25 protein-coding genes are annotated in these 25,509 nt (G+C 35.7%); 13 read left to right on the top strand and 12 right to left on the bottom strand.

The features are described from left to right. Positions 1 to 116 precede the first annotated feature (116 nt). The 9 genes from SFA27_RS09930 to SFA27_RS09890 all read left to right on the top strand — a co-directional run bounded on the left by SFA27_RS09930 (position 117) and on the right by SFA27_RS09890 (position 10,189). The gene (locus SFA27_RS09930) at positions 117 to 1,238 is read left to right on the top strand and encodes an alpha/beta hydrolase (protein ID WP_047374350.1); all 1,122 of its coding nucleotides are present in this window, start codon (positions 117 to 119) and stop codon (positions 1,236 to 1,238) included. A 91-nt stretch (positions 1,239 to 1,329) separates the two neighbouring features. Next, complete coding sequence (locus SFA27_RS09925; RefSeq protein ID WP_407297947.1) at positions 1,330 to 2,745, top strand: M17 family metallopeptidase; 1,416 nt, start codon at positions 1,330 to 1,332, stop codon at positions 2,743 to 2,745. Positions 2,746 to 2,886: 141 nt separating this feature from the next. Beyond that, the gene (locus SFA27_RS09920; RefSeq protein ID WP_407297946.1) at positions 2,887 to 4,101 is read left to right on the top strand and encodes an acetyl-CoA carboxylase biotin carboxylase subunit family protein; all 1,215 of its coding nucleotides are present in this window, start codon (positions 2,887 to 2,889) and stop codon (positions 4,099 to 4,101) included. Between the two features lie 306 nt (positions 4,102 to 4,407). Next, positions 4,408 to 5,121: an alpha/beta hydrolase-fold protein gene (locus SFA27_RS09915; protein WP_264517776.1), complete on the top strand. Its 714-nt coding sequence runs from the start codon at positions 4,408 to 4,410 to the stop codon at positions 5,119 to 5,121. A gap of 54 nt (positions 5,122 to 5,175) precedes the next feature. Continuing rightward, positions 5,176 to 6,129, top strand: coding sequence for a RimK family alpha-L-glutamate ligase (locus tag SFA27_RS09910; protein WP_407297945.1), 954 nt, complete (start codon positions 5,176 to 5,178; stop codon positions 6,127 to 6,129). 30 nt (positions 6,130 to 6,159) lie between these two features. After that, a complete protein-coding gene (locus SFA27_RS09905; RefSeq protein ID WP_047374342.1) occupies positions 6,160 to 7,278 on the top strand; it encodes a carboxylate-amine ligase in 1,119 nt (372 codons plus the stop codon). Between the two features lie 33 nt (positions 7,279 to 7,311). Next, the gene (locus tag SFA27_RS09900) at positions 7,312 to 8,145 is read left to right on the top strand and encodes a type 1 glutamine amidotransferase (protein ID WP_264517774.1); all 834 of its coding nucleotides are present in this window, start codon (positions 7,312 to 7,314) and stop codon (positions 8,143 to 8,145) included. Positions 8,146 to 8,336: 191 nt separating this feature from the next. Beyond that, positions 8,337 to 9,521 carry a hypothetical protein gene (locus tag SFA27_RS09895; RefSeq protein WP_047374339.1) on the top strand — a complete coding sequence of 395 codons (1,185 nt, stop codon included), beginning with the start codon at positions 8,337 to 8,339 and terminating at the stop codon, positions 9,519 to 9,521. A 176-nt stretch (positions 9,522 to 9,697) separates the two neighbouring features. Further along, positions 9,698 to 10,189 carry a MepB family protein gene (locus tag SFA27_RS09890; RefSeq protein WP_407297944.1) on the top strand — a complete coding sequence of 164 codons (492 nt, stop codon included), beginning with the start codon at positions 9,698 to 9,700 and terminating at the stop codon, positions 10,187 to 10,189. 224 nt (positions 10,190 to 10,413) lie between these two features. On the opposite strand, the gene cphA is transcribed toward SFA27_RS09890, so the two are convergent. Continuing rightward, positions 10,414 to 13,044 carry a cyanophycin synthetase gene (gene cphA / locus SFA27_RS09885; protein ID WP_047374336.1) on the bottom strand — a complete coding sequence of 877 codons (2,631 nt, stop codon included), beginning with the start codon at positions 13,042 to 13,044 and terminating at the stop codon, positions 10,414 to 10,416. Between the two features lie 198 nt (positions 13,045 to 13,242). Here cphA and SFA27_RS09880 point away from each other — a divergent pair, with 198 nt between their 5' ends. The 3 genes from SFA27_RS09880 to SFA27_RS09870 all read left to right on the top strand — a co-directional run bounded on the left by SFA27_RS09880 (position 13,243) and on the right by SFA27_RS09870 (position 15,591). Further along, positions 13,243 to 14,133 (top strand): cyanophycinase, encoded by an 891-nt coding sequence (locus SFA27_RS09880; RefSeq protein ID WP_047374335.1) that lies wholly within the window; start codon positions 13,243 to 13,245, stop codon positions 14,131 to 14,133. Positions 14,134 to 14,412: 279 nt separating this feature from the next. Next, positions 14,413 to 15,255, top strand: a complete 843-nt coding sequence (locus tag SFA27_RS09875; RefSeq protein WP_407297943.1) for an isoaspartyl peptidase/L-asparaginase — start codon at positions 14,413 to 14,415, stop codon at positions 15,253 to 15,255. Between the two features lie 99 nt (positions 15,256 to 15,354). Continuing rightward, positions 15,355 to 15,591, top strand: a complete 237-nt coding sequence (locus tag SFA27_RS09870; RefSeq protein WP_047374332.1) for a YtxH domain-containing protein — start codon at positions 15,355 to 15,357, stop codon at positions 15,589 to 15,591. Between the two features lie 118 nt (positions 15,592 to 15,709). On the opposite strand, the gene SFA27_RS09865 is transcribed toward SFA27_RS09870, so the two are convergent. The 8 genes from SFA27_RS09865 to SFA27_RS09830 form a co-directional block, all read right to left on the bottom strand. After that, positions 15,710 to 16,501: a class I SAM-dependent methyltransferase gene (locus SFA27_RS09865; RefSeq protein WP_407297942.1), complete on the bottom strand. Its 792-nt coding sequence runs from the start codon at positions 16,499 to 16,501 to the stop codon at positions 15,710 to 15,712. A gap of 59 nt (positions 16,502 to 16,560) precedes the next feature. Further along, positions 16,561 to 17,097, bottom strand: a complete 537-nt coding sequence (locus SFA27_RS09860) for a PH domain-containing protein (protein WP_407297941.1) — start codon at positions 17,095 to 17,097, stop codon at positions 16,561 to 16,563. 65 nt (positions 17,098 to 17,162) lie between these two features. After that, the gene (locus SFA27_RS09855; RefSeq protein ID WP_407297940.1) at positions 17,163 to 17,810 is read right to left on the bottom strand and encodes a GNAT family N-acetyltransferase; all 648 of its coding nucleotides are present in this window, start codon (positions 17,808 to 17,810) and stop codon (positions 17,163 to 17,165) included. 9 nt (positions 17,811 to 17,819) lie between these two features. Then, positions 17,820 to 18,677 carry a PH domain-containing protein gene (locus SFA27_RS09850; protein WP_407297939.1) on the bottom strand — a complete coding sequence of 286 codons (858 nt, stop codon included), beginning with the start codon at positions 18,675 to 18,677 and terminating at the stop codon, positions 17,820 to 17,822. Positions 18,678 to 18,686: 9 nt separating this feature from the next. Continuing rightward, a complete protein-coding gene (locus SFA27_RS09845; RefSeq protein ID WP_407297938.1) occupies positions 18,687 to 19,547 on the bottom strand; it encodes a PH domain-containing protein in 861 nt (286 codons plus the stop codon). A 226-nt stretch (positions 19,548 to 19,773) separates the two neighbouring features. Beyond that, entirely contained in the window at positions 19,774 to 21,141 is a 1,368-nt protein-coding gene (gene hisS, locus SFA27_RS09840; RefSeq protein ID WP_407297937.1) for a histidine--tRNA ligase, read from the bottom strand. A 124-nt stretch (positions 21,142 to 21,265) separates the two neighbouring features. Then, entirely contained in the window at positions 21,266 to 21,721 is a 456-nt protein-coding gene (locus SFA27_RS09835) for an HRDC domain-containing protein (protein WP_264517764.1), read from the bottom strand. A gap of 14 nt (positions 21,722 to 21,735) precedes the next feature. Beyond that, entirely contained in the window at positions 21,736 to 22,068 is a 333-nt protein-coding gene (locus SFA27_RS09830; RefSeq protein ID WP_047374319.1) for a single-stranded DNA-binding protein, read from the bottom strand. Positions 22,069 to 22,417: 349 nt separating this feature from the next. On the opposite strand from SFA27_RS09830, the gene SFA27_RS09825 reads away from it, so the two are divergent. After that, positions 22,418 to 22,792: a helix-turn-helix domain-containing protein gene (locus SFA27_RS09825; RefSeq protein WP_407297936.1), complete on the top strand. Its 375-nt coding sequence runs from the start codon at positions 22,418 to 22,420 to the stop codon at positions 22,790 to 22,792. Between the two features lie 74 nt (positions 22,793 to 22,866). Here SFA27_RS09825 and SFA27_RS09820 read toward each other — a convergent pair whose 3' ends face one another. From SFA27_RS09820 to SFA27_RS09810, 3 genes are all read right to left on the bottom strand, one after another. Continuing rightward, positions 22,867 to 23,649, bottom strand: a complete 783-nt coding sequence (locus tag SFA27_RS09820; protein ID WP_407297935.1) for a GLPGLI family protein — start codon at positions 23,647 to 23,649, stop codon at positions 22,867 to 22,869. A gap of 62 nt (positions 23,650 to 23,711) precedes the next feature. Then, positions 23,712 to 23,912 (bottom strand): hypothetical protein, encoded by a 201-nt coding sequence (locus tag SFA27_RS09815; RefSeq protein WP_407297934.1) that lies wholly within the window; start codon positions 23,910 to 23,912, stop codon positions 23,712 to 23,714. A 323-nt stretch (positions 23,913 to 24,235) separates the two neighbouring features. Beyond that, positions 24,236 to 25,261 (bottom strand): methyltransferase, encoded by a 1,026-nt coding sequence (locus SFA27_RS09810; protein ID WP_407297933.1) that lies wholly within the window; start codon positions 25,259 to 25,261, stop codon positions 24,236 to 24,238. Positions 25,262 to 25,509 lie beyond the last annotated feature (248 nt).

The following is a 25,509-nucleotide window of genomic DNA, read 5'->3' as shown; positions in this document are numbered from 1 at the left end:
AATATCATTTCGTGTTTTGTCATTCTATCAAATATATCATTTTTTACCTCACATTTTTATGATTTCAAAACAATCTTTTTTTATAAATTTAACATCAACATTATTAAACACACACGATGAGGTTTGAACTTTATACCGAAGAAAAAGACGACAGGCCGGTATTTATTACCGGAAATTTCAACAGCTGGAATCCCAAAGACTACAATTTCCAGCTTAAACAAACTGACTCCTCCAATTACTTTATAGAAATTGAAGATCAGCTTCTGCCAGAAGAAATTGATTATAAATTCACAAAGGGAGGCTGGGAGAATGTGGAACTGGACCAATATGGAAATATTACTCCCAACCGCAAAGTAAAAAGATCTGCCGGCAAAACTTCTGATACGATAGAAAAATGGAGATTAAACTGGGGGCCGTTCAAAGAAGAATATTATCCCATTGCTGAAGTGATTTCCGAAAATTTTTATATCCCGCAGCTTGACCGCCACCGTAAAGTCTGGGCACTGCTTCCCTATGATTATCATACAACAGATAAGCGATATCCTGTTTTATATCTTCAGGACGCCCAGAACTTATTCAATGAAGGAAGCGGCTTCGGAAACTGGGAAATTGACAAAAAACTGTCTATCCTTGCAGAATATGGCCGTGGTGACCTTATCATCATTGCCATAGAGCATGGCAGCGAGGAAAGAATCAAAGAATATATTTTTGATAATGATCATGTAGCCAACGGCTCTGAGGGAAAAAAATATATCCGCTTTATTGCAGATACTTTAAAACCTTTTGTAGATGAAAACTACAGAACAAAAAAAGACCGCGACAATACCGGAATCGGAGGCAGTTCATTGGGAGCACTGATCAGCATATACAGCGGGTTTCTTTATCCTGAAGTCTATTCCAAATTATTGATCTTCTCACCCTCTCTTTGGGTAGAGCCTAACAACAACTTTCCGATGATGAATTTCAGGGTTCCTTTTAAAACAAAAATTTATCTTTATGGAGGAGGCCAGGAAGGATCTAAAATGGTCAAAAGAATTCATATTTTTGAAGAATATCTTAAAAGATGGGAAGAGAAAAAGCTTTTTGATTTTGAGTTTAAAACCAATATCAACCCTGAAGGCACCCATAATGAATTTTACTGGTCACAGGAGTTCCCAAGAGCCATTGAATGGCTTTTCTATGACAATACAGAAAACCCTGTAGAAGTAAAACCACAACAACAAAGCATTAAAAACTAAGCTTACAAAATCGCTGAAGAAGATTTTCAGAAAGACAAGAACAAATGGGAAGGTGATTGTGTATGATCTTAGAAAAATATAATATCTATTTATGAAACTAATTAATAAAAAAAACAAAAATTACACTCAGGTCTTCCACCTATTTACAGAGGAAGAATGGACAAAATCCAGTAAAAATTTCAATAAAAACATTGCTACTTTTTTTACGGGTAAGAAGTATGAAGTTTTCATCAATGCTCATGAAGAAGGAATTACCTATTTCATTGGATTAGGAAAATCCACATTACAAAATTTTGAAATCCAGCAGGTTGCAGCTAAATTCTCACAAACACAGAAAGAAAAACTGCAGGCAGTACCTACGTTAGCTCTTGCAGATTTCATGAATGAAAAACAATTTGAGGAATTTGTAAAAGGACTTTTAGCCGGAACCTACAATTATCCTTTTGAAAAAAAACATACTTTCTGGAACGCAAAATTTGAACTGCATTTTGAAAATGTAAGCCAGAAAAAATTAGACCATATCAGTCAGAAAACAGAAGCTCTGATTAACGGACAGACCGCATGTCAGGACTGGCTCAACAAACCAGCTAATCTTAAAAAACCGGATATTTTAAGCGCTTACCTTAAAAATCTGGCAAAAAAATATGAATTAAAATATACTGTATTCAACAGGAAGAAATGTGAAGAGCTTGGATTGGGCGCTTATCTTTCTGTCAATCAAGGAAGTGCTTATGATGCAGCATTCACTATTTTAGAATATAAAACTACGGTTAAAAATGCCAAGACTTTCGGACTGGTTGGAAAATGTGTGTTGTTTGATACCGGAGGAATATCAATAAAAAGCTCTGCCAATCTGCATTATATGAAGTCTGATATGGGAGGCACTACAGCTGTTTTGGGCACTTTAATTTATGCTGCAGAAATGCAACTTCCTGTGAACATTATTGCTGTTCTTCCTATTACGGATAATGCTGTTTCTGAAAAAGCCCTGCTTCCGAGTGATGTGATCACAGCGTACAACGGAAAAACCATTGAAGTGCTTGATACTGATGCCGAAGGCCGTTTAATCCTTGCAGACGGATTATCCTACCTTTCTAAAAACTACAAAACAGATTTTCTTATTGATCTGGCTACTTTAACAGGCAGCTCTGTACGCATGTTTGGAGATACTTGTGCCGCAATGTTCTCCAATAATGAAGACTTGAAAAATAATCTGATAAAAACCGGAGATCAAACCAACCAGAGAGTATGGAATCTTCCTTTATGGGATGTCTGGAAAGACGATATTCAGTCTGATGTAGCCGATATGAAAAACATCTCCCTAAAGCCTGTGGGAGACTGTATTATTGCCGCAAAATTTCTAGAGCAATTCATTGAAAACCACCCTAAATGGGCTCATTTGGATATTGCCGGAGTAGCCTTCGGAAGTGTAGGTTATGCTAAGGAAAAAGCAGCAACCGGTTTTGGGGTTCAGCTCCTCGTGAATTTAATTGAAAATTATCACTAAAAATTAGTTTTTTACAAAAAAACTCTGTATAATTGATTAGTGAATTTTCAAAAACGCACGATATTACATTTTTTAATATTAATAAAATAATAAATAAATGCTTTTATTTTTGAAAATTCACTAAACATTAAAAAACATTATATGGAGAAGAAAACTATTGTGTGTATTTCGTGCTATTACAAAGGCTACGATTTTATGGACGAAATGAAGAATCTCGGCAATAAAATCATCTTGGTAACCTCAGAAAATCTTAAAGAAAAAAACTGGCCCTGGCATGCCATTGATGAGGTATTTTATATGCCGGAACTCAAGCCGTCCGTATGGAATCTGGAGCATCTGATTCAGGGATTTTCTCACCTGATGAAAACCAGAAAAGTAGATGCTGTAGTGGCATTGGATGATTATGATGTAGAAAAAGCTGCATTAATCAGGGAAACATTCCGTATTCCGGGAATGGGACAGACTACGCACCGATATTTCAGAGATAAACTGGCTATGCGCCAAAAAGCAAAAGATTCAGAGATCAATGTTCCTGAGTTTACAGCTGTATTCAATGATAATGAAGTCAATGAATTTACAGACCGTATTCCTGCACCATGGGTACTGAAACCCCGCTCTGAAGCTTCAGCATCGGGAATCAAGAAAATAACTTCCAAGGAACAACTTTATGAGGCGCTAGAAACACTTGGAGAAGAACGTCATCTTTTTTTACTGGAAAGTTTTAAACCCGGAGACGTTTATCATGTAGACAGCCTTACTTTTAATAAAAAAATTGTATTCACTTCTGCCTCAAAATACCTTGCTCCTCCTATGCAGGTTTCCCATGAAGGCGGCGTTTTCAGATCCAAGACTTTAGGAAGATATTCTGAGGAGTTTAAAGCACTGGAAGACATAAATGGCAAGGTTCTTTCCAATTTCGGATTGATCAATGGCGCAACCCATACAGAATTTATCCGGGGAAAAGAAGATGGAAAATGGTATTTCCTTGAAACCTCATCAAGGGTTGGTGGTGCTCATATTCCGGACCTGGTAGAGGCTTCAAGCGGTATTAATATCTGGAGAGAATGGGCTAAAATTGAAGATGCACTTCTAAGGGGAAATGATTACAGTGTTTCACCACCCACAGGATATTATTCGGGGCTGATTGTTGCTCTGATTAAAGATAAAGAACCCGATTACAGTAATTTTGAATGTGAAGAAGTTGTAAAATTCCTTCCGATAGATTACCATGTCGGAATTGTTTATAAATCCGGAGATGCCTCCGTTGTACAGGACAGACTGGATTCTGCGGCAGATATGATTCATGCAGATATGCTGAATATCCTGCCTCCCAAAAGCAATAAGTTGAGTTCCTAAAAAATAAAACGTGACATTGATATTCAAAATATTATTGAATTCATAATATATAATCTGCCAGAAGATTCCAAACTAAAATGTAATTTAGAAAACATAAGTCCGGGAAAATGGCAAAGCAAAGCATATTATCAGTTCGTTGACTCAACTCACGCCAACAAACCTGGATCAAAATGGATCTTTAAAGAAAATATAATCCTCGAACATCCGAAATCAGGAACAATCGTACTGGATATTTTAGAAAAAGATCAGCTTGGAGGAATTGAATTTATCAAATATAAGTGCAATATTAAAATTAAACAAGGAAAAATGCCTCACATAGAACATACAGAGTATTATTCAAATATATTGGGAACAAGTCTTCAGGTAGAAGTGACCGGACATTACGGCCACCCTATTATCATGTTTCCTACTTCCCAGGGACAATACACCCAAAATCATGATTTTCATCTTAACGGAAGTATCAACTGGTTTATAGAACAGGGAAAAGTAAAGCTTTATAATGTTCAGACCATTGACAGCTGGAGCTTTTATGATGACAAAATATCTCCTCAGCAAAGAATAAGAAACTATGAAAGATATGTACAGTTTCTGATCAAGGAATTTGTTCCCTATATTCAGAAACTTCATAAAACTCATCGCGTAGCAGTAGCCGGAGCAAGTTTTGGAGGATATCACGCTGCTAATTTTGCTTTCAGATTTCCTGATGTGGTTTCCCACCTGTTTTGCCTTTCCGGAGCATTCAGCATAAGAAATTTCATGGATGGTTATTCTGACGAAATGGTATATTTCAACTGTCCCAGAGAATTTGTAAGAAATGATGATGCCTGGAAATACAAACACATGCATATTGTACTCAGTACTTCTGATCAGGATATCTGCAAAGATAAAAATGTTGAAATGGCCGAAATTTTAAGACTGAAAGGGATAGACTTTTGGTACGACGAAAGAAAATGGATAGGCCATGACTGGCCGCTATGGAGAATGGTTTTCCCAACCTTCATAGGAGCATTTTTCTCTTAAAAACAATAAAAAGACAAATAGAAAAAATATACACCCATCTTAAAAACAAAAATTATGACAAAAAAAGTAGGAATTCTTTTCGGTATGGAAGACACCTTTCCCTGGGCATTTATAGATAAAGTGAATGAACTGGGAGGTGGAGACATCATAGCTGAACCCGTTACCATCGACAAATTAGAACAGGGTGCAGATTATGGTTATGCGGTAATCATCGACAGAATTTCACAGGATGTTCCCTTTTACAGAGCTTACCTGAAAAATGCAGCACTTAATGGCACTTATGTAATCAACAATCCGTTTTGGTGGAGTGCTGATGAGAAATTTTTCAACAATGCCCTGATGTCTAAACTTGGAATTCCGCTTCCTAAGACAGTTCTGCTTCCGTCACACGAAAGACCGGACAATACTTCTGAAACTTCATTCAGAAACCTGAAGTTTCCGCACGACTGGGAATATATCTTTAATTATGTAGGGTTTCCGGCATATATGAAGCCTCACGATGGTGGTGGCTGGAAAAACGTATACAGAGTGGAAAATCCGGATGACCTTTGGAACAAATTAGGCGAAACAGAACAGCTGGTAATGATGGTACAGGAAGAAATCATCTTTGATGATTATTACAGAGTTTACTGCCTGGGCAGAAAATATGTCCACATCATGCCTTATGAGCCCAGAAATGCTCCTCATTTGAGATATGCTACGACTCATCAGACACAAGGTGAAGAACTTGAAAAACTACTAAAAACCATTCATGATTATACCATTAAAATGAATGAAGCGTTGGGATATGATTTCAATACAGTAGAATTTGCTGTAAGAGACGGTATTCCTTATGCTATTGATTTCTGCAACCCGGCTCCGGATGCAGACCGAAATTCTGTAGGAGAAGAAAATTTTGCATGGATTACAGAACACGCAGCAAAACTGGCTGTAGAAAAAGCAAAAGAATATGTTCCAGAGAAACCTAATATTGCTTGGGGAACCTTTGTGAAAGATTCCATAAAATAACATTGAAAAGAAATAAAAAACACAAGAAAAATGCATCAGTTTACTATTGGAATTGAAGAAGAATATCAGATCATTGATGTGGAAAGCAGAGATCTGGTTTCTCACGTTTCAAAAATCATTGAAGGCGGCAAAGCAGTTTTAAGTGAAAATTTAAAGCACGAAATGCACGAATCCATGATTGAAATGGAAACAGGGATCTGCCAGAATATTCAGGAAGCCAGAGCAGAGTTAACGAATTTAAGACGTCATCTCATCAATATTGCTCATGAGCAGGGACTTCGTGTTTCCGGAGGAGGTACTCACCCTTTTTCGCATTGGTCTGATAACAATATCACTCAAGGAGAAAGATACATTAAAATCGTAGATGACATGGGAGACGTAGCCCGGGAAAACCTTATTTTCGGACTGCACGTCCACATTGGAATTCCTAATCGTGAAGAAGGCGTAAGAATTCAGAATGTAATGCGTTACTTTCTTCCTCACGTGTATGCTCTTTCTACCAATTCGCCATTCTGGATCGGGAGATACACGGGATTTAAATCTTACAGACAGGAAATCTTCGTAAAATTCCCGAGAACCGGTATTCCGAGCTATTTTAATTCTCTGGCAGAATTCGACAGTTATGTAGATCTTCTTGTGAAAACAGGAACCATCGACAATGCCAAGAAAATCTGGTGGGATTTACGGGTACATCCATTCTACCCTACAATTGAATTCAGAATCTGTGATATGCCGCTGAGAATTGATGAAACGGTGTGTCTAGCTGCAATCATGCAGAGTCTCGTTGCTAAAATCTATAAACTTCACCAGCAAAATCTGAGCTTCAGAAGCTACAGAAGACTCCTTTTGAACGAAAATAAATGGCGTGCCTCTAAAAGCGGCATCGAAGCCCATCTGATCGATTTTGGAAAGGAAGAATCTGTTCCTTATCCTCATTTATTGAAAGAACTTTTAGAGTTTATTGATGATGTGGTAGACGATTTGGGATGCCGCCATGAAGTGGAATATGCCTGGAAAATTCTTGAAAACGGAACCGGCGCAGACAGGCAGCTTCAGATCTTTAAAGAAACAGGTGATCTCACGAAAGTCGTTGATTATATGATCTCTGAAACGGAGTATGGCATAACACATGGTGAACCTGCTTCATAATTTTTTTGGTAACTTTACAAAAAATATGATGTAATGAAAGATATTCGAATTGCTCTGCTGGACATGAACAACAATCATGTGAATCAAGGTTTTAGGAACATTAAAGAAATTTCTGAAGCATTTCAGCAGAACTCTGAAGAAAATGTTGTCATCAAGACATTTGATGTGAGGTTTAAAGATGAAATGCCGGAGATTGGAGACTTTGATATTTTCATTTCTTCAGGCGGTCCGGGAAACCCACATCGTGAAGGTTTTGCATGGGAAGACAGATTTGCCCATTTTCTAGATTCTGTTTTTGAGCATAATAAATATAATGAAGATAAAAAATACCTTTTCCTTATCTGCCACTCATTCCAGCTGGCAAGTATTCACTGGAACCTGGGTAATATCTGCAAAAGAAAATCTTACTCTTTCGGAGTAATGCCTGTTCATAAAACAGACGAAGGTAAAGAAGAGTTTTTATTCAAAAATCTTCAGGATCCTTTTTATGCGGTAGATTCCAGAGCTTACCAGTTTATCGAGCCGGATCATGAGCGTTTTGAAGAACTTGGAATGACCATCATGGCGATTGAAAAGTTCCGTCCTCATATCAATCTTGAAAGAGCGGTAATGGCGGTTCGTTTTTCAGAAGAGATATTCGGAACACAGTTTCACCCTGAAGCTAATCCTGAATCTCTGATCGAAAATCTGAAAGATGAAAAAAACAGAGAAGCCATGATTGAAAATTTCGGTATGGAGAAATATCTCGAAACTATCGACAGAATAGACGATGAAGATAAAATCATTCTGACCAGACATCAGATCCTTCCGAGATTCCTTCAGTTTGCAAAAAAAAACATTTTGAAAGAAGCTGAATCTTTGGTTTAAAAGGCTGGAAGCTGGAAGAAGGATGCCGGAAGTTATTATCGGTTAAGGCTACTGAAAATCTTTTTTATTTTAGAATTAATACTATAGATTTTCAGACCTGAAAACGTCCCTCGCCCAGCTTCTCTCTTCCAGTTACCTATAACAATCGGGCAGAAATGTTCGATTTTTTTAACATCACAAAGAAAAAAAATATGATTCCAAAATACAGAAAACAGTATAATCAGGAGTTTTCGGATGAAAAATACAATCAATTAAAAAATATACTGGCAGAAAAAGGAGGTACAGCAACCACTTTCAGGGTTTCAGAAAGCCCTATTTTCCTGACTAAAGAGTTTGAAAGCAAGCTTATTGATGCCAGTGAAAGTATTATCAGCCAGATTAAGGCAATGCCTGCAGAACTTCTTCAGAAAGCCGTTCCTGATAACTGCAGAGTTCCCAATGATACAGATCAACCTCACTTTTTCACGATAGATTTTGGAGTCTGCAAAAGCGAAAACGGAGCAATAGAACCTCAGCTGATAGAACTTCAGGCGTTTCCCTCTTTATATGCTTTTCAGAAAGTGTATGAAGAAACTTTTTGTGAAGTTTACCCTTTTCTTTCGGAAATCAGAAATCCTATGCCTCATGAAACCTTTAAAAACTATTTGAAGGAACTGATTGTTGGTGATGAAAACCCTGAAAATGTAATCCTGCTTGAAATCTTTCCTGAAAAACAAAAAACGGCTATTGATTTTGCTTTAACAGAGAAGTTATTAGGAATAAAAACAGTATGCCTTACCAAAATTAAGAAAGAAGGTAAAAAACTGTATTATGAAAACAATGGAAATCTGGTAGAAATCAAGAGAATTTACAACCGTGTTATATTTGATGAACTGGACAACATTCCAGATCTTACCACTGAGTTTGATTTCCGTGAAGAGGTGGATGTCAAATGGATCACCCATCCAAACTGGTTCTTTAAAATCTCAAAATTCCTTTTACCATTATTAAAACACCAGTTTGTTCCGAAGAGCTATTTCTTACATGAATTTCCGGAAAATGAAAACCTTGAAAACTTTGTATTGAAACCTTTATTTTCATTCGCAGGAAGTGGTGTTAATTTAAATCCTACGAAGGAAATTACAGATACCATTCCGGATAAAGAAAACTATATTCTGCAGAGAAAAGTGTACTATGAACCAATTTTTGAAGATATCAACGGAGAATTTTCAAAAGCAGAGATCCGTTTGTTGTATATTTGGCGGGAAAATGACGAACGCCCTATTCTATTGGAAAATCTTGGAAGAATGACTAAAGCCGCGATGGTAAATGTTGATTTCAATAAAAAAGATGCCATCTGGATCGGAAGTTCAAATGCTTTTTTTGGAGAAGGATAAATGAGGAAAATTGAATAAAACATAAACCACCCGTCAAAAATTCTTTGAATTTTTGCCACCCCTCCAGCGGAGGGGAATATGGTTATCCCCTATTGAATAGGTGGTTATTCAAGCGAACTATTATAGGTTGGGTAACCCACTTTAACCCTTAAACATTGAACTTTAAACATTAACTCTTGAATTTAAAAACCATTGAAGATCAGCTATTTAAACCACTTGGATTAAGTTGTTCAAACATTGAAGAAGACTTAGAATGCAGGGAATATTCAGGTTTTAACTGTGTGGTCAATAGTTGGAACATCAAGTTCCGGATTTCTAAAATAACACCCACCAAAACAGGACAATTTGTAACCATCTGGAAAAGAAATAAAAAAGGAGAAACGGCTCCTTTTGATATCACTGACAATGTTGATTTTTATCTCGTTGCTTCTTTTAAAGATAATCTTTCAGGAATATTTATTTTCCCTAAACATATTTTATTAGAAAAAGGAATTTTATCTGACGGTAAAAAGACAGGCAAACGGGGAATAAGAGTTTATCCAACCTGGGATAAAACAGAAAGTAAACAAGCTCAAAAAACACAGGACTGGCAAACTCAATACTTTTTGGAATTTTCTAAAGATCAAGATGAAATACTTCAACAGGCTAGATTATTACTGAAGATTTAAATCATCAAAAATACCTTATTGAAACATAGCTCTACTGATATAGATTCATATCAAAAAATATTGGCTCACACTGATTTTGCAGATACCGCAGATGTTTATTATTAATCTGCTTAATCAGAAAAATCTGCGAGAGATTATAAAAAATCATTAGAAATCATTAGAAAACCCATAAAAAATGGCTATACTTTTCGGTACAGCCATTTTCTTTATTTTAAAACTCCTTTCTACAGGTTTTTATCATCTTCCAACAATTCTCTCGCCTGATATTCCTGTACCAGATCAATGGCATTGGAAATAACATCACTTAATGCCGTGATAAACGTTCCTTCTTCCGCCATTCCCATAGCATGTTTCAAGGCTTCGATCTCTTTAGGAATAATCTCGTAACTCACATCTCTGCCTGCATTATTAATTCCATCAATGATCAATCCGTTGATTTCCTCTTCCGTTCTTCCACGAAGATGTTTTTCATTTCGGATGATAATATAATCAAACATTCTTCCCGCAATCTTTCCGCATTCTCTGATATCATTGTCTCTTCTGTCTCCAACACCAGATATAATTCCAATTTTCTTTGTTGACTCAACATTTTTAAGATAATCTTCAATAGCTTCATATCCTGAAGGATTATGAGCGAAGTCAATCAGCACTTTAAAGTTTTTGAATTTAAAGACATTTAATCTTCCCGGTGTAAGCTGAGCACTTGGAATAAATGTTCTCAAAGAATTGGAAATATCTTCAATTCCGAATCCATAAAGGTAACTTGCCAAACTGGCTGCCAATACATTTTCAATCATAAACCTGGCTTTTCCTTCCATCGTGATCGGGAAATCTTTGGCTTTTCCTATTCTGATTTTCCAGTCTCCCTTTTTAATGGTAACGAATCCTTCTTCATACACACAGGTGATCTTTCCTTCTTTCGCAAATTTTACAATATGCGGGTTGTTTTCATCCATACTGAAAATGGCCACATTAGAATCAAGATCATTCACAATCTTCATAGAATATTCATTATCGGCATTCAGTACACTCCAGCCACTCTTTTTGACGCTGTCCAGTACTACACGTTTTACTTTGGTAAGATCTCTCAAGTTGTGAACGTCATTCATTCCCAGATGATCTTCCTCAATATTGGTAAGAACTCCGATATCGCATTGTGAAAAACCGAGCCCTGAACGTAAAATTCCTCCTCTGGCAGTTTCCAGTACTGCAAACTCTACCGTTGGATCTTTTAGGATAAATTCTGCTGAAAGCGGTCCGGTAGTATCTCCTTTTGACAACATCGTATTTTGAATATAAATTCCGTCCGAAGTCGTGAATCCCACTCTATAACCGTTACTTTTTACAATATGAGAAATAAGTCTTGTAGTCGTTGTTTTTCCATTCGTACCCGTCACGGCAATAATTGGAATCGTAAAAGGTTTCCCTTGTGGATAAAGCATATCTACTACCGGTGCAGCTACATTTCTTGGCAGACCTTCACTTGGGGCCAGGTGCATTCTGAAGCCCGGAGCAGCATTTACTTCAATAATAGCTCCTCCGCTTTCTTTTAAAGGCTGAGTTAAGTTCTCTGCCATCACATCAATACCACAGACATCCAATCCGATAATTTTGGAGATTCTTTCTGCCATTGTGATATTTTCCGGATGTACCATATCCGTTACATCAATGGATGTTCCACCGGTTGAAAGATTCGCTGTTGATTTCAGGTAGACCACTTCTCCTCTTTGAGGAATGGTTTCCAGAGTATATTGAAGCTTTTCAAGAAGTTCCAATGTATCTTTATCTACTTCAATCTCAGTAAGGACATTTTCATGGCCATACCCTCTCCTAGGATCTTTGTTTTCTTTCTCAATAAGCTGCTGAAGATTCAGTTCCCCGTCTCCTACAACATGTGCAGGAACTCTTCTTGCTGCTGCCACCATCTTATTATTAATCACCAGTATACGGAAATCGTAACCTGTGATATATTTTTCAACGATTACTTTTCTGGAATATTTTTGGGCATGTTCCAAACCTATTTTAGCGGATTCCCATTCATTGACATTAATTGAAGAACCTTTTCCGTGATTCCCATCCAAAGGTTTTAAAACAATCGGATACCCAATTTTTCTGATCACAGCATTTAATCCTTCTTCGTCTACCACCAAATCACCAATCGGCACGGGAATAGCAGCATCATGAAGCATTCTTTTCGTTAATTCTTTGTTACATGCAATATCAACGGCAATAGAACTTGTTTTTCCGGTAATGGTAGCCTGAAATCTTTGCTGATTTACTCCATATCCCAATTGTACAAGGGAATTTGTTCCCAACCTGATCCAAGGAATTCTTCTGGAAGCAGCTTCTTCTACAATACTTCCTGTAGATGGTCCAAGACGGACACGCTCTCTGATTTCTTTTAATCTATGAATACAGGCATTTAAATCATAATCCTTCCCTTCTATTAAGGCTTCTGCTATCTTCGTTGCTTCTTCAGCAGCGTAGATTCCCGCATTTTCTTCAATATAATTGAAAACTACATTATACACTCCCGGTGTTTTTGTTTCCCGGGTTCTTCCAAACCCCACATCCATTCCTGCCAGTGTCTGTATTTCCAAAGCGATATGCTCAATGACATGCCCCATCCAGGTTCCTGTTTCCACTCTATGAAAAAAACCACCTTCCACTCCTTCCGAGCATCGATGGGTAATCAACGAGGGTATTAATTTTTCAATCCTTTCCCTGAATCCTTCGATTTTATTGGTAGGATAATTCTCCATTTCTTCTAAGTCTAACCTCATCTGTATCAGCTTCTTTCTTCTGATGCTCCAGATGTTAGGACCTCTTAGTGCCTGAATCTTTTCGATTTTCATAGTCTATTGGCATTTTAACAGTTAACAATAACTCCTTTCATAGCCAAAGATAATGCAAAACCCAAAACGAAACCATAGCAGATTTAAAGATTTGTTAAAAAAAAATTAATTTTAATTAACATTCCTAAAACATTAAAAATCAATTAAAGATGGCATGAAATTCGCCAAAGAATGTTAATTATTTTTTAATTTTGTACCATGACGAAACCTGTTGGAAAATTAATAGTTATTGGAGGAGCTGTAAACAAAGGAAGTTTTGCTGAAACCGATTATGATCAGAATATCGAAAAGAATCTTAATTTTTTTGAACGTGGGATCTTACGAAAGATCATCAACGAGTCAAAACTCAAAGAGGATTCTGTTATTGAAATTGTAACAACCGCCTCACAAATCCCCCAGATTGTAGGTTCTGAATATAAAAAGGCTTTTGAATTTCTGGGTGCTAAAAATGTAAATGTTCTGGACATCCACAACCGTGAAGAAGCCAACTCTGATGCAATGGTGGCAAGAGCCAACGCTGCCGATGTCATGATGTTCACCGGAGGAGACCAGCTGAGACTGACTTCTATTCTTGGAGGAACAAGATTCCATGATACCATTCTATTAAAATATCAGGAACAGGATTTTATTTATTCCGGAACTTCTGCGGGAGCTGCAGCAGCATCTGAAAACATGATCTATCAGGGAAGCAGTTCTGAAGCACTTTTAAAAGGAGAAATCAAAACCACTCAGGGATTAGGTTTGATTGATAATGTCATTATTGATACACACTTTGTACAGCGTGGCAGAATTGGCCGCCTTTTCCAGGCGGTAGTCAACAATCCTAGAACACTGGGAATAGGACTTGGAGAAGATACGGGACTTTTCATCCATAATGATGTGATGACAGCTGTAGGTTCAGGCCTTGTGATTCTGGTAGACGGCAGGTTTATTAAAGATACCAATCTTACGAATATCAATCTTGGGGAACCTATCTCTATTGATAATTTAACGGTACATGTCATGTCTATGAATGATCATTATGATCTTACAACAAAGACATTAACGATTGAGAATTCTCAGTTTAATCCTATCCCACAAGACAAGTAGTACGGGATTTTGAGATGCGAGGTCAGGACAACCAGGATTCATTTTGAAAATACTATAAAACTCCAAATCCCGGAATACGAAACTCGTGTCAATGTAGAGTGCGGGGTTTACAAATAATCAAGATCAGTTATTAAAAAAACAATAAAATCGAAACTACGGAACCCGTATTAACTCGATATTTGAATAAAATTCTTATCTTTTCTTTTTTATTAATACCCGGGATTCGTATTATTGACTGTAATAAACACGGAACTCCGGAATACGAAACCCATATCTATTATGAAAATCATTATCCACGGAGGTTTTTTCTCAGAAAGCGACCAAAGCCATGAAGTAAAAACTGCAAAACAGAATTCTTTAAAAGAGATTGCCCAAAAAGCCTTTGATTATCTGAAGACCCATTCAGCTTTCGATACTGTTGCTTATGCCGTTTCACTATTAGAGGATGATCCGCTGTACAATGCGGGAATTGGTTCTCAGATCCAGAGCGATGGTGTGATCCGTATGAGTGCTGCTATTATGAACGGAGATACTCAGAAGCTAAGCGGAGTCATCAATATCCAGGATGTAAAGAACCCTGTTTTTGTTGCTAAAGATCTTATGGCTGAAGATGACAGGGTTTTGGGAGGCCACGGTGCAAAAATCTATGCTACGGAGCATGGTTTTAAGAATTTTTCTACAGAGATTCCCCAAAGAAGAAGTGAGTATGAAGCCAAACTGGCGAACGGAGGTAAAGGAACGGTAGGCTGTGTAGCGATTGATCAAGAAGGAAAGCTGGCTGTTGCTACCTCTACAGGTGGAAAAGGTTTTGAGATTCCGGGAAGGATTTCAGATTCTGCCACAGTGGCCGGAAATTATGCCAATTCCTTCTGTGCTGTAAGCTGTACCGGTGTGGGGGAAGATATTGTGAGCAATGCTACTGCCACAAAAATCGTAACGAGAGTTACAGACGGGATGAGCCTTCAGGAGGCTTTTAGTAAGACATTTGATGAACTTAAAACCATCGATGGGTTCGCAGGAGCCATTGCTATTGATAAAAATGGAAACCTTTATCATCAGGATTCATATCCAACTATGGTTTTTGCTAGTTTTGATGGTGAAAAATTTGAAGTCTTCTCTTAAATTTAACATTTTTTTATAATTCGATTTATTTTTTTGGCACGTATTTTACATTATTAGTAATAACAAATTTTAATATTAATACATAAAAAAATAGAAATCATGGGAAACAAAGCAAAAGGTTTATTAGCATTATTAGGTTTAGGTGCATTGGCTTATTGGAAATATAAGAATTCAAGCCCTGAAGATCAACAGGCAGTAAAAGATAAAATCAATACAGCGAAAGATAATCTTAACAAATGGGGAAATGACCTTAAAACAAAAGCCAATGATGTTGCTTCCCAGGTTCAGAATAAAGTGGACGAAGCAAAAACAAAGGCTGAGGATTCTCTGAGCTAATTTAACAAGAGCAGTTTTTTTTAACATTCATATATAGGAAAAAGTCATCGTAATAGCACTACGATGACTTTTTAATTTTAATTTAAACCGTTCAGATATTGATCTGTTTCAATTAATTTTACTTTTTCTGTGCTGCTAATGCATACACAAGAGGCATCTTATTTCCAAACTGTGGAATTCTCCATTTTCCTTTTTCAAATTCATCTACATGTCTGAAACAAGCATATGGTGACCAGTCGAACTCACGGAAAGTATCCAGAATTAAATCTTTTTTAATGAGATTATCAAGAACTTCCGATAAAGAGTGATTCCACATGACATATTCCTGTACGATAGGTGCAGATTGATCTGCATACGTTCCTTCATAGGTCTCTACGATCGGTTTTTCATTAAAATAGTTGTAAGCTACTTTTGTAAAATCATCATCAAACATCCAGACAACCGGGTGAAACTCTGCCATAATAAACTGTCCGCCGGGTTTTAGGAAATGACTGATAACACCAGCCCATTTTTCAAGATCGGGAAGCCAGCCTATTGTACCATAACTTGTATAAACGACATCAAATTTCTGATCCAAAATATTAGGCAGATCGTAGACATCTGAACAGATAAACTGTGTATTCGTACCACATTTTTCCGCAAGATCTCTGGCAGCATCAATTGCTTTATCAGAAAGATCTATCCCGGTAACTTTTGCACCCATCCTTGACAGTGAAATAGAATCCTGTCCGAAGTGACATTGCAGATGTAGAATACTTTTTCCTTTTACATCTCCCAGAAGCTCCAGTTCTATTGTATTGAGCGAAGTTCTTCCTTTTAAAAATTCATCTACAAAATAAAAATCCGACTTCAGGTGCGGTTCAACCTTTGCATTCCATGATTTTTTATTTATTTCTAAGTAATTTTCCATTGTTTTAGTTTTAAAATAGTGTTAATTCTGCTTTTCATTAAAGCCTCTCTGCATATAGATCATAATTGATCCATGAGCTTTTTCTTCTGCTCAAGAAATTCTTCTTCACTTAAAACTCCGATCTCTTTTAATCTTCCCAATTGTTCGAGCTGATCCAAAACACTTGGTTCTGGTATATTCTGAAAAGAAACTTCAGGACGGGACATAAAATCTCTTACCTTTTCACAAAACAGCTCAGCATGGTACTTTCCTACTCCATCTATCTCTACGATATCATCAGTAACCTGAATATCTATGGAAGCCAGCAATACTGCTGTTTCATATTGTATTGAACTTATTTTGCTGTAAGAAAAATCTTCTACTTTCAATCCGTACATGAATTCCTTATCTACAAAGATCAATCTTCTGTCTGTAGCTACTAGAACAATATGATGATTGTTTATTTTATTTCTGCCTTCAACGAGATAGACAATCTTTTCATCTGTTGAAAGAATATCCGGCAGCTCATGAATTTCTTTTCTGGCAAATATGGTAGGACTGATATCCAGTCTTTTAAGCTCTTCTCTTATTTCGTCAAGTCTTGATTTTTCACTCATAGTAACAGTTTATGAGCCTAAATTACTATTTCTTGGGAAAAGAATAATTTAATTTGGCTAAAATATTAAGTTTCAGATGGAATTACAATAGAACTGTGCAAACAATACATCTGCCAGCCTAGCGTTTCATACAATAGTTTTCCTTCTTCTGTTGCTACTAAAAGATTATTTGAAAATCCTTTTGCTAAAGCTATCTTTTCAAGTTCTCTCAATAAAAAAGAAGCAAGCCCTTTCCTTTGATGATTTTTTTCGGTAATAATCCGGTCATATACAGCCACACCATTGATAAGCGAGACACGGCCTATAGAAGCCTGCTCGCCATTCTCTGCTACAATGCTGACTACAAAAGTCGTGTTATATTCAGAAAATACTAACTGATACCCTTCTGCAAGACTGATTTCAGGGAAATTCATCGGGTGAAAACAGGTCATCATATATCCTTGTGACTGCAATTTCCATCTTTCAGGGATTTTCCCCATAAATTCATCAGGAGAAGTAGATACTTTGAGATAAATCCAGGGCTCTTCAATTGAATCTGCAAGCTCAAAAAAATCATTATTAAGTTGAGGAAATACAAAACGTTCTTTTTGTGTTTCATCTCCTACTATCACATTGAATCCGGATTTATACTGAACAGGAAAAGGTACTTCTCTTGACAGACACCATCCTTTAAGCCAATTTTCTACTATTTCTGCTGATACTTTATCCTTCATTATTCGATGTTAAAAGTTTTTTTTTAATTGCTCCAGCAGTTTCTTTTTTTGTTCTGCAAATTCTGCATCAGTTAAGATTCCGTTTTCTCTCAGTTTTCCTAATTTCTCAAGCTGATTAAAAACTTCTTCTGGTGACACTGAAGCACTTTTACTTGCTATATTAATTTCTTTCGGAGATTGTTCCTTTGGAGTATTATAAATGACCTTTATAGTGTCATAAAACTTCTCTGCATCTTCTTTATCCATATAGCATTCAAATTCAACTACTCTTTCGTCCAAATGCAGTTTAATAACCGGAGATCTCGGGTCTGTTACAAAACTTACCGATTGTATGGTCTCATTACGATAATCATTAATTTTTGCTGCACCAAACATTCCTTTGGATACAGAAAGCATCCTTTTGGGAGTTGCCACCAATACTCCGGCATCCAATGTATTGACAAACTGAGCATCTGTAATGGCAATTATTTGTTCATCTTCTGAAATCAGGTAAGGAAGTTCTTTGATCTCTCCTTTGGTAAACATGGAAAGATTAGCATTTAGCTTTTCCAGTTCAAATTTTATTTTGCGCTGTCTCCGTTTATAAACTTCTTTTGAAATTTGGGTTGAATCAGAATCTATCGTTACAGGAAAATTTTGCTCTACCACTGCTACTGGCAGAACTGGTTCCTTTGTCTCTGTTTTCAGCATTTCATTAATATCATCAATACTGAATTTATTGAGATTGTACAGCAATTCTTCATTGATATTGCTCGTTTGATTCAGACATTTATTGCATAAGACATTGCCATCTGAAAGCTTATTAGCTCCCAGAAGCGTATCCATAGAGGTTAATTCTGTTTTACACAATGCACAGTTATTACTCATTTCTTCTTTTTATAATTTATCAAGCAGTTTTTTCTTTTGTTCAGCAAATTCATCTTCTGTCAGCACACCAATTTCTCTGAGTTTACCCAGTTTTTCCAGCTGCTCAAAAATAGCTCCGGAATCTTCTTTATTGGTAGAATAAACGTTTTCCTGAACCAGATCCGGGATTGTTTGGGAAAATGCCTGCAATGGACTAGAATCCCTTCTCACATTTTCAGAATAGTCTGTACTTTTATTTTTAACATTGGAGAATGCCCGCCCATCATTTTTATTATGAAGTTTAAACTGTGCATCACCTCTATTGGTATTGATTTTCAGAATTGAATACAAAAGGTTTTCAATATGATCAATAGAAGAAATGTCCTGAAGGGGAAATTCATTCTTTACAACCCCGCCCAAAAATTTTTTATCAATGAAAGTCACCCTTTTCTGGGTTGAAAATATAATTCCTTCTCTGTTGCTTTGAAGATCAATTCCTTCTGCAATAGCCAGCAATTTTTCGTCCTTGTCCAGAACATTAGCCAATTCATTCACCTCTTCATTGGCAAGAACGCTCAGTCTTGCATTCAGCGCAACAATCTGATCTTTTATTTCATCCAGTCTTGTTGGTGCATCATATTTATAATGGTTGTTGGCTATATATTGGGATCCTCCACTGCTCTGGCTTGCATCAATTTTACTTTTCAGAATCATTCCTGTAATTTCTGCAAAATAAAACTGATCAAGATTATGAATAAGATCTCTGTTGATAGTAATGGCTTTGGTAAAGCATCCTGCACACAAATAACCACCGTCGGCAAGTTTATTTTTACCTACAGACATATCTGTTGCCGTTAGCGGTGTTCCGCACAATGCGCAAATAGTGTTCATCTGGTTTTTATGTTTAAAAGTTTTTTAATGAATTCAGAGTATAATTTTCACTCTGTTTGTATACATTGATCCAAATTACAAATTCTGAACCGATTTTAAAGATCAAAAATATTTAAATCTTAACACGAATCAAAAAAAATCAACCACAAAAAGTTTTTGTGGTTGATTTTTCTATTTATATATCCCCAATAAAATGATATTCTATTGGGCAATTTTTTCAAAACTATTATCCTAAGAATTCTTCAAGAGAAACGGTTTTCTTTTCACCAGCTTCAAGATCTTTATAAGTAACGGTGTTATTTTTAATTTCTTCTTCACCCAGGAAAACCATATTTTTTATCCCTTTCTTTTCTGCGTAAGTAAACTGCTTATTGATTTTTGCATTTTCAGGATATAATTCTGCTGAAATTCCCTTTGCTCGTAGCTGCATAATCAATTTCAAAGCTTCTACTGTTCCTTCACCCCCAGAATTAGCAAACAAATATTCGATCTTGGATGATGCTTCTTCAGGGAAAAGGTTCAATTCTTCCATTACCAGATAAATTCTGTCTAATCCGAATGAAATCCCTATTCCCGGAATATTTTTAACTCCAAAAACTTCTGTAAGATTATCATATCTTCCACCACCACCAATGGATCCCATAGCAACCTCATCTGCCTTCACTTCAAAGATAGCACCTGTATAATAATCCAGTCCTCTTGCCAGTGTAATATTGAATACAAGATTTTGCATATCAACACCAAGGCTCAGAGACTGTGTAAGAACATATTCAAGTTCTTCTACTCCTTTCAGACCGATTTCGTTACCTGCAAATTTCTCTTTCAGTTGAAGAAGATTTTCCAGTGCATCGTCTGACTGGCTGAAAAGAAAATCCAACTTGTCAATAGATTCCTGAGAAATTTCTCTTTCCAGTAATTCTTTTACAACGCCTTCTTTACCGATCTTATCCAGCTTATCCAATGCTACAGTGAAATCAATCAGTTTATCTGTAATTCCTGCATATTCTGCCAATCCCGAAAGGATCTTTCTGTTGTTCATATGAATCGTAACAGGAACTTTCAGATCAGAAAATGATTTTAAATACAGCTGAACAAGCTCTACTTCCTGTAATAAGCTTTCACTTCCTACTACATCTGCATCGCACTGATAAAATTCTCTATATCTTCCTTTCTGAGGCTTGTCTGCTCTCCAAACAGGCTGAATTTGAGAACGTTTATATGGAAACGTCAGCTTTCCATGATTCATAGCCACGAATCTTGCAAAAGGTACGGTAAGGTCATAACGAAGAGCTTTATCCGTTATATATTCTGAACTAAATGGTTTATCCAGCGCTCTTTGAAAATCATGAAGCATTTGAACTTTTTTCTCTTCTCTTGCTTCATTAATGCTTGAATTTAAAATTTTAAAGATCAAACGGTCTCCTTCTTCCCCGTATTTCCCTGTCAATGTAGAAAGATTTTCAAAACTTGGAGTTTCCAATGGTTGAAACCCGAATAATTCAAAATTATTCTGTAAAATATTGATGATATATTTTCTTCTGGAAACTTCCTGTGCCGTAAAATCTCTCGTCCCTTTTGCTAAACTTGGCTTCATTTGTTGTATGTCATTTTGATAAATGCAAAAGTACGGAATTGCATGGACTTTACACAGCATAAAAAGCTGAAGAAACAATCTTCCCCAGCTTTTTTGCTGTTGTGTTATCAATTATTCTGAAAAATCAGACGCTTTCTAGAATCTCAAGGATCTCTTCACCATAATTTTCAATCTTATGCTTTCCAAATCCTTTGATTTCCAGCAATTCTTCTTTCCTGGCAGGTTTATACTTGGCTACAGACATCAGTTCTTTGTTACTAGCGATGAAATAAGTAGGAAGATTTTGTTCCCTGGCTTTTTCTGACCGCCAAAACTTCAGCGCATCCAGTATCTTTTCTTCATCTGTATTCAGGAAATCATTCTCTGCAGAATATTTAACTGCCTTTGGTTCTTTAACTGTATTTTTTGTCAGTTTTAAATTTTCAAAATACAATATTACAGACCAATACCGTTCTTCACTTACGAAAGCTGTTTCCACTTTCATAATCTCATTGGCTTCCAGGAAATCATCCAGCATTCTCTGATCTTTGTAGAGAAATTCTTCCGGAAGTCTAATTTTAAAAACTTTTACTTTCATCATTTGTGTTTTTAGAATTATTTCCCTCCTAATAACAGGATCTCATCTACACGAATTTCTGTGATATAACGCTTCACCCCGTCTTTATCATCATATGATCTGTAGGTAAGCTTCCCTTCTATGGCAATTTCTTTTCCTTTGGAAACATATTTCTCGAAAATTTCAGCTGTTTTCCCAAAAGCGATAAGATTGTGCCATTGTGTTTCTTCTACTTTTTCTCCTTTGGCATTTGTGTAATGATCACTTGTTGCTAAGGATACGCTTGCTTTTACATTTCCATTATCGAAGTTTACCATTTCAACTTCTTTTCCTGTGTAACCAATTAATGTTACTTTGTTTCTTAGTGACATAACTTTTAGATTTTAAAGATTAATAATTCAGATAAGAGACGTTCACTGTTTTTCTCAAATCTCTGTTGCAAAGATTGCGATGTTCCGATATCACAGTCGGTTATAAACTATTTAAATCCGTTTGTAGTCGTTTGAAAACGGATAATAAAATAAATAGAATTCTGTTTAAAACAATATTTACTAAGCTTAAAAAATAATAATCACATTTTTTAAAGTAAAAATTCAATAATAAAAAACCATGTGCTAAAATATTTTTCTATTAAAAAAAACATTGAAAAACAGATGCATTAACAAGGATTTTTTTCTATTTAATTTAATTTTTTTTTGCAAATTTGTAAAAATGTCTGATATGCAAAAAGAAAAACTACGCACAGTAAGAAAGAGAAAAGGTTACACTCAGCAGCAAATGGCTGATGTAATCCCCACTGACGTTTCCAACTATAGCAGAAAAGAAAGTGGTGCTGTAGCTATAACACAGACAGAATGGTCCAAACTTGCCAAATTTTTAGAGGTTCCTGTAGAAGAAATCTACGAAGAAGAGGAAGCTAAGATTATTATTGAAAACCCTGTTTTTAATGACAGCCCTGGTTCAAATGTTGGAAATAGTGGTTTTTCAGCCCATAATATGGGATATATCACAAATGAATTAAGCTTAGAAATCATTAAAACGATGCAGGAATATATTGGCCTATTGAAAGAGGAAATCGAAAGACTAAAAAAATAGAAAGCATCAAAACAAAATTTGAAAGATTAAAATAAATTCTCTTAATAAAAAAAACATCTTTTAGAGATGTTTTTTTATATGCTTAATTCGATTGGATTATAATTTTTTGCTCTATTTCCTGCTTTTTTAAGAAGAGAACGACGCTCTTCAGGATCTTCAATGAATTTATTATAAAGAGTGGGATCAGTTAATTCTTTTCGTTGATAGTCAAATATTTTTTCTTTCTTCACTGGCTTAGCATTAGGATGTAAATTAGCAGAACTACAATAATATTTCCTTTTTCTGAAATTATACATCGTAAAATGATAATCATCTTTGTCATCAAACACTTCTAAAATCAACCCTGGTAATTTACTAAACTTGTATGGCCCAAAAGGAAAGGGTATTTCTTTTGTAAAATATGCAATCCAGATTCTACCATATTTTTTTGTTATAGCTTTTTGGCATTTATACTTTCCAATTGTTTTAAATTCTTTTACAAGTTGCCAATTGATATTATTTGTTTCTTCATATTTAAAGTATTCATTAGATGTTTTAAAAGTCACATAAATCTTTCCTGTTGTTGTACCTATATTTTCCGGAAAGTCGGAAGTATATTTCATTTGTTCGTCAATCGGACTGTTCTCATGAAGCTTTTTTTCTAAACGCAGTGAGTCTCCAACATATTGATTCATGTTTTTATAGTAAGATTCTTTCTCGTTTATCAAAAGAGCAAACGCAGCATCCTGAGTAATAGCATTTTTGGTTTGATTTTTATAAACTAATTTGTAATCAGCTTCATATACAACATTAAACCCTCCTTGAGATTTAATAATGATTATAAAGAAAAAGAAAAATAGACTGTAGTAAATTTTCATAGTTTAAATAATACAAGCAAAGCATTATTTATGTTTTGCTTGAAGTTTTGAATTAGAGTTAATTAATGAATATAAAGAGTTATTCCCTTGGGCTTAGTACCACATTCATTATAATTAACAAATTGTAAAAAGTTTGTTATTTGCTCCATTGTATATCCTTCCGTTTGAGTTACGTTTACAACAGTACCACAAGAGGTTCTAAAAGGGAATGCACTAACTATACTAGTAATAAATACTGCGCCTAATAATAATGTTTTTTTCATAATTATTTTTTTTAATGATTAGTTATTAAGTTTCAAAAATATATAATAAATCAAATATATTGTGAATTATTTTTTTATGTTAAATATCTATAAAACAAACATTTAAATACCTAAAACACATATACATTAAAAAAAATATAGTCTTAGGTAATATCAGTAAAATATAATTTTTCTCATTACAACTATATAAGAAAAAAATATAGATTATGAGAATGGAGAAATTTCCATTCTGGCTTTCTTTTTATAAAAACGGAATAAATGAAAAGGTACTCAACAGTTTTGTTGAGTACCTTCATTTAATCATCTAAGCTTAGAATTGAAATTTATGGTTTTTCACATTCTACAATACTTTTAACCTCTGTCCCAATTTGAACTACTCTATTGAATTTCAATCCCGATTTGTCCAGAAGGTTTTTAAATTCGTTCAATGTTCTTTCTCTCCCGGTAAGACATGCCATCATTACGATATCAAACAACTTTGAAATATGGGGTTCATTTCTGCTGTTGTCAGGAATAACGGCATCTACAATCAATAATTTGGCTCCTTTGGGCATTGCATTGTAGCAGACTTTTAGAATCTGTATACATTCATCATCATTCCAATCATGGATGATCCATTTCATTGTATACAGGTCTGCGCCTGAGGGAACTTTTTCAAAAAAACTTCCTGTAGCAACGGTACAACGGTCTTTTAAATTTTCAGGAATGAGCTGAAGTGTTTTTTCAGTAACATGGGCTTCATCAAAGATAATCCCAGAACTTTCTGGTGAAGCATTCAGCATTGCATACATCATGGCACCATTACCTCCACCTATATCTACAATGGTTTTATAGGGAGCAAAATCAAAGTTTTCTACAATACCATTCAGAACCATTCCGGACAAGCCAGTCATTCCTCTTCCGAAATTTGCCCCCAGTTCCGGATGCTCCTTGTAATATTCCCAGATATTCATCCCATGAACATGTTCAAAAGGAACTTTACCTTTCTGGACGGCATAGATAAGATCTGCAAAACCGGGAAAATGTTCTCCCACATTGGCTATAATGAAATCTTTTACTGTTCCGGGAACACTTGTTTGCAAAGCTGCTCCGAAATCATTCAGTGCAAAAGTTTTATTCTCCAGTTCCTCAAAAATCCCTTCACTGCTCAGGGCTCTCATAATCCGGTACAGTTCTTTTTCATTGGAGTGGGTTTCTGCCGCCAATGCAGAGATTGTTTTGGGACCATATGCCAGCTGATCTGCAATATTAAGTTCTGCAGCTGTTTTTACACAGCCTACAAGCCACATCCGGCTTAGTACCTCAAACATTTTCAAAGTAAATTCCGGCTTAACAGGTTGTTTTTTCATAGTAATAGTTTTTGATTGATTTTTAAATAACAATAAGAAATCCTTATTATCAAATTTATAAAAAAACACAATAGTGTGAAATAAAAACTCAAAACACCTAAATGAAAACAAGTCAGTTATGGACAAAAAATATAACTTTACAAGTGACTTATCATTTTAAAAACATTGGCGAATACAGCTTTTTCAAAAGAAATTGCGTTAACTAAAATAGTATATCAAATGTTCTTAAAAACTCATTTATGAAATAA

The sequence above is a fragment of the Chryseobacterium sp. HR92 genome (assembly GCF_045689405.1).
Lineage (GTDB): Bacteria > Bacteroidota > Bacteroidia > Flavobacteriales > Weeksellaceae > Chryseobacterium > Chryseobacterium viscerum_A.
This window is presented reverse-complemented; position numbering and strand designations above follow the sequence as displayed.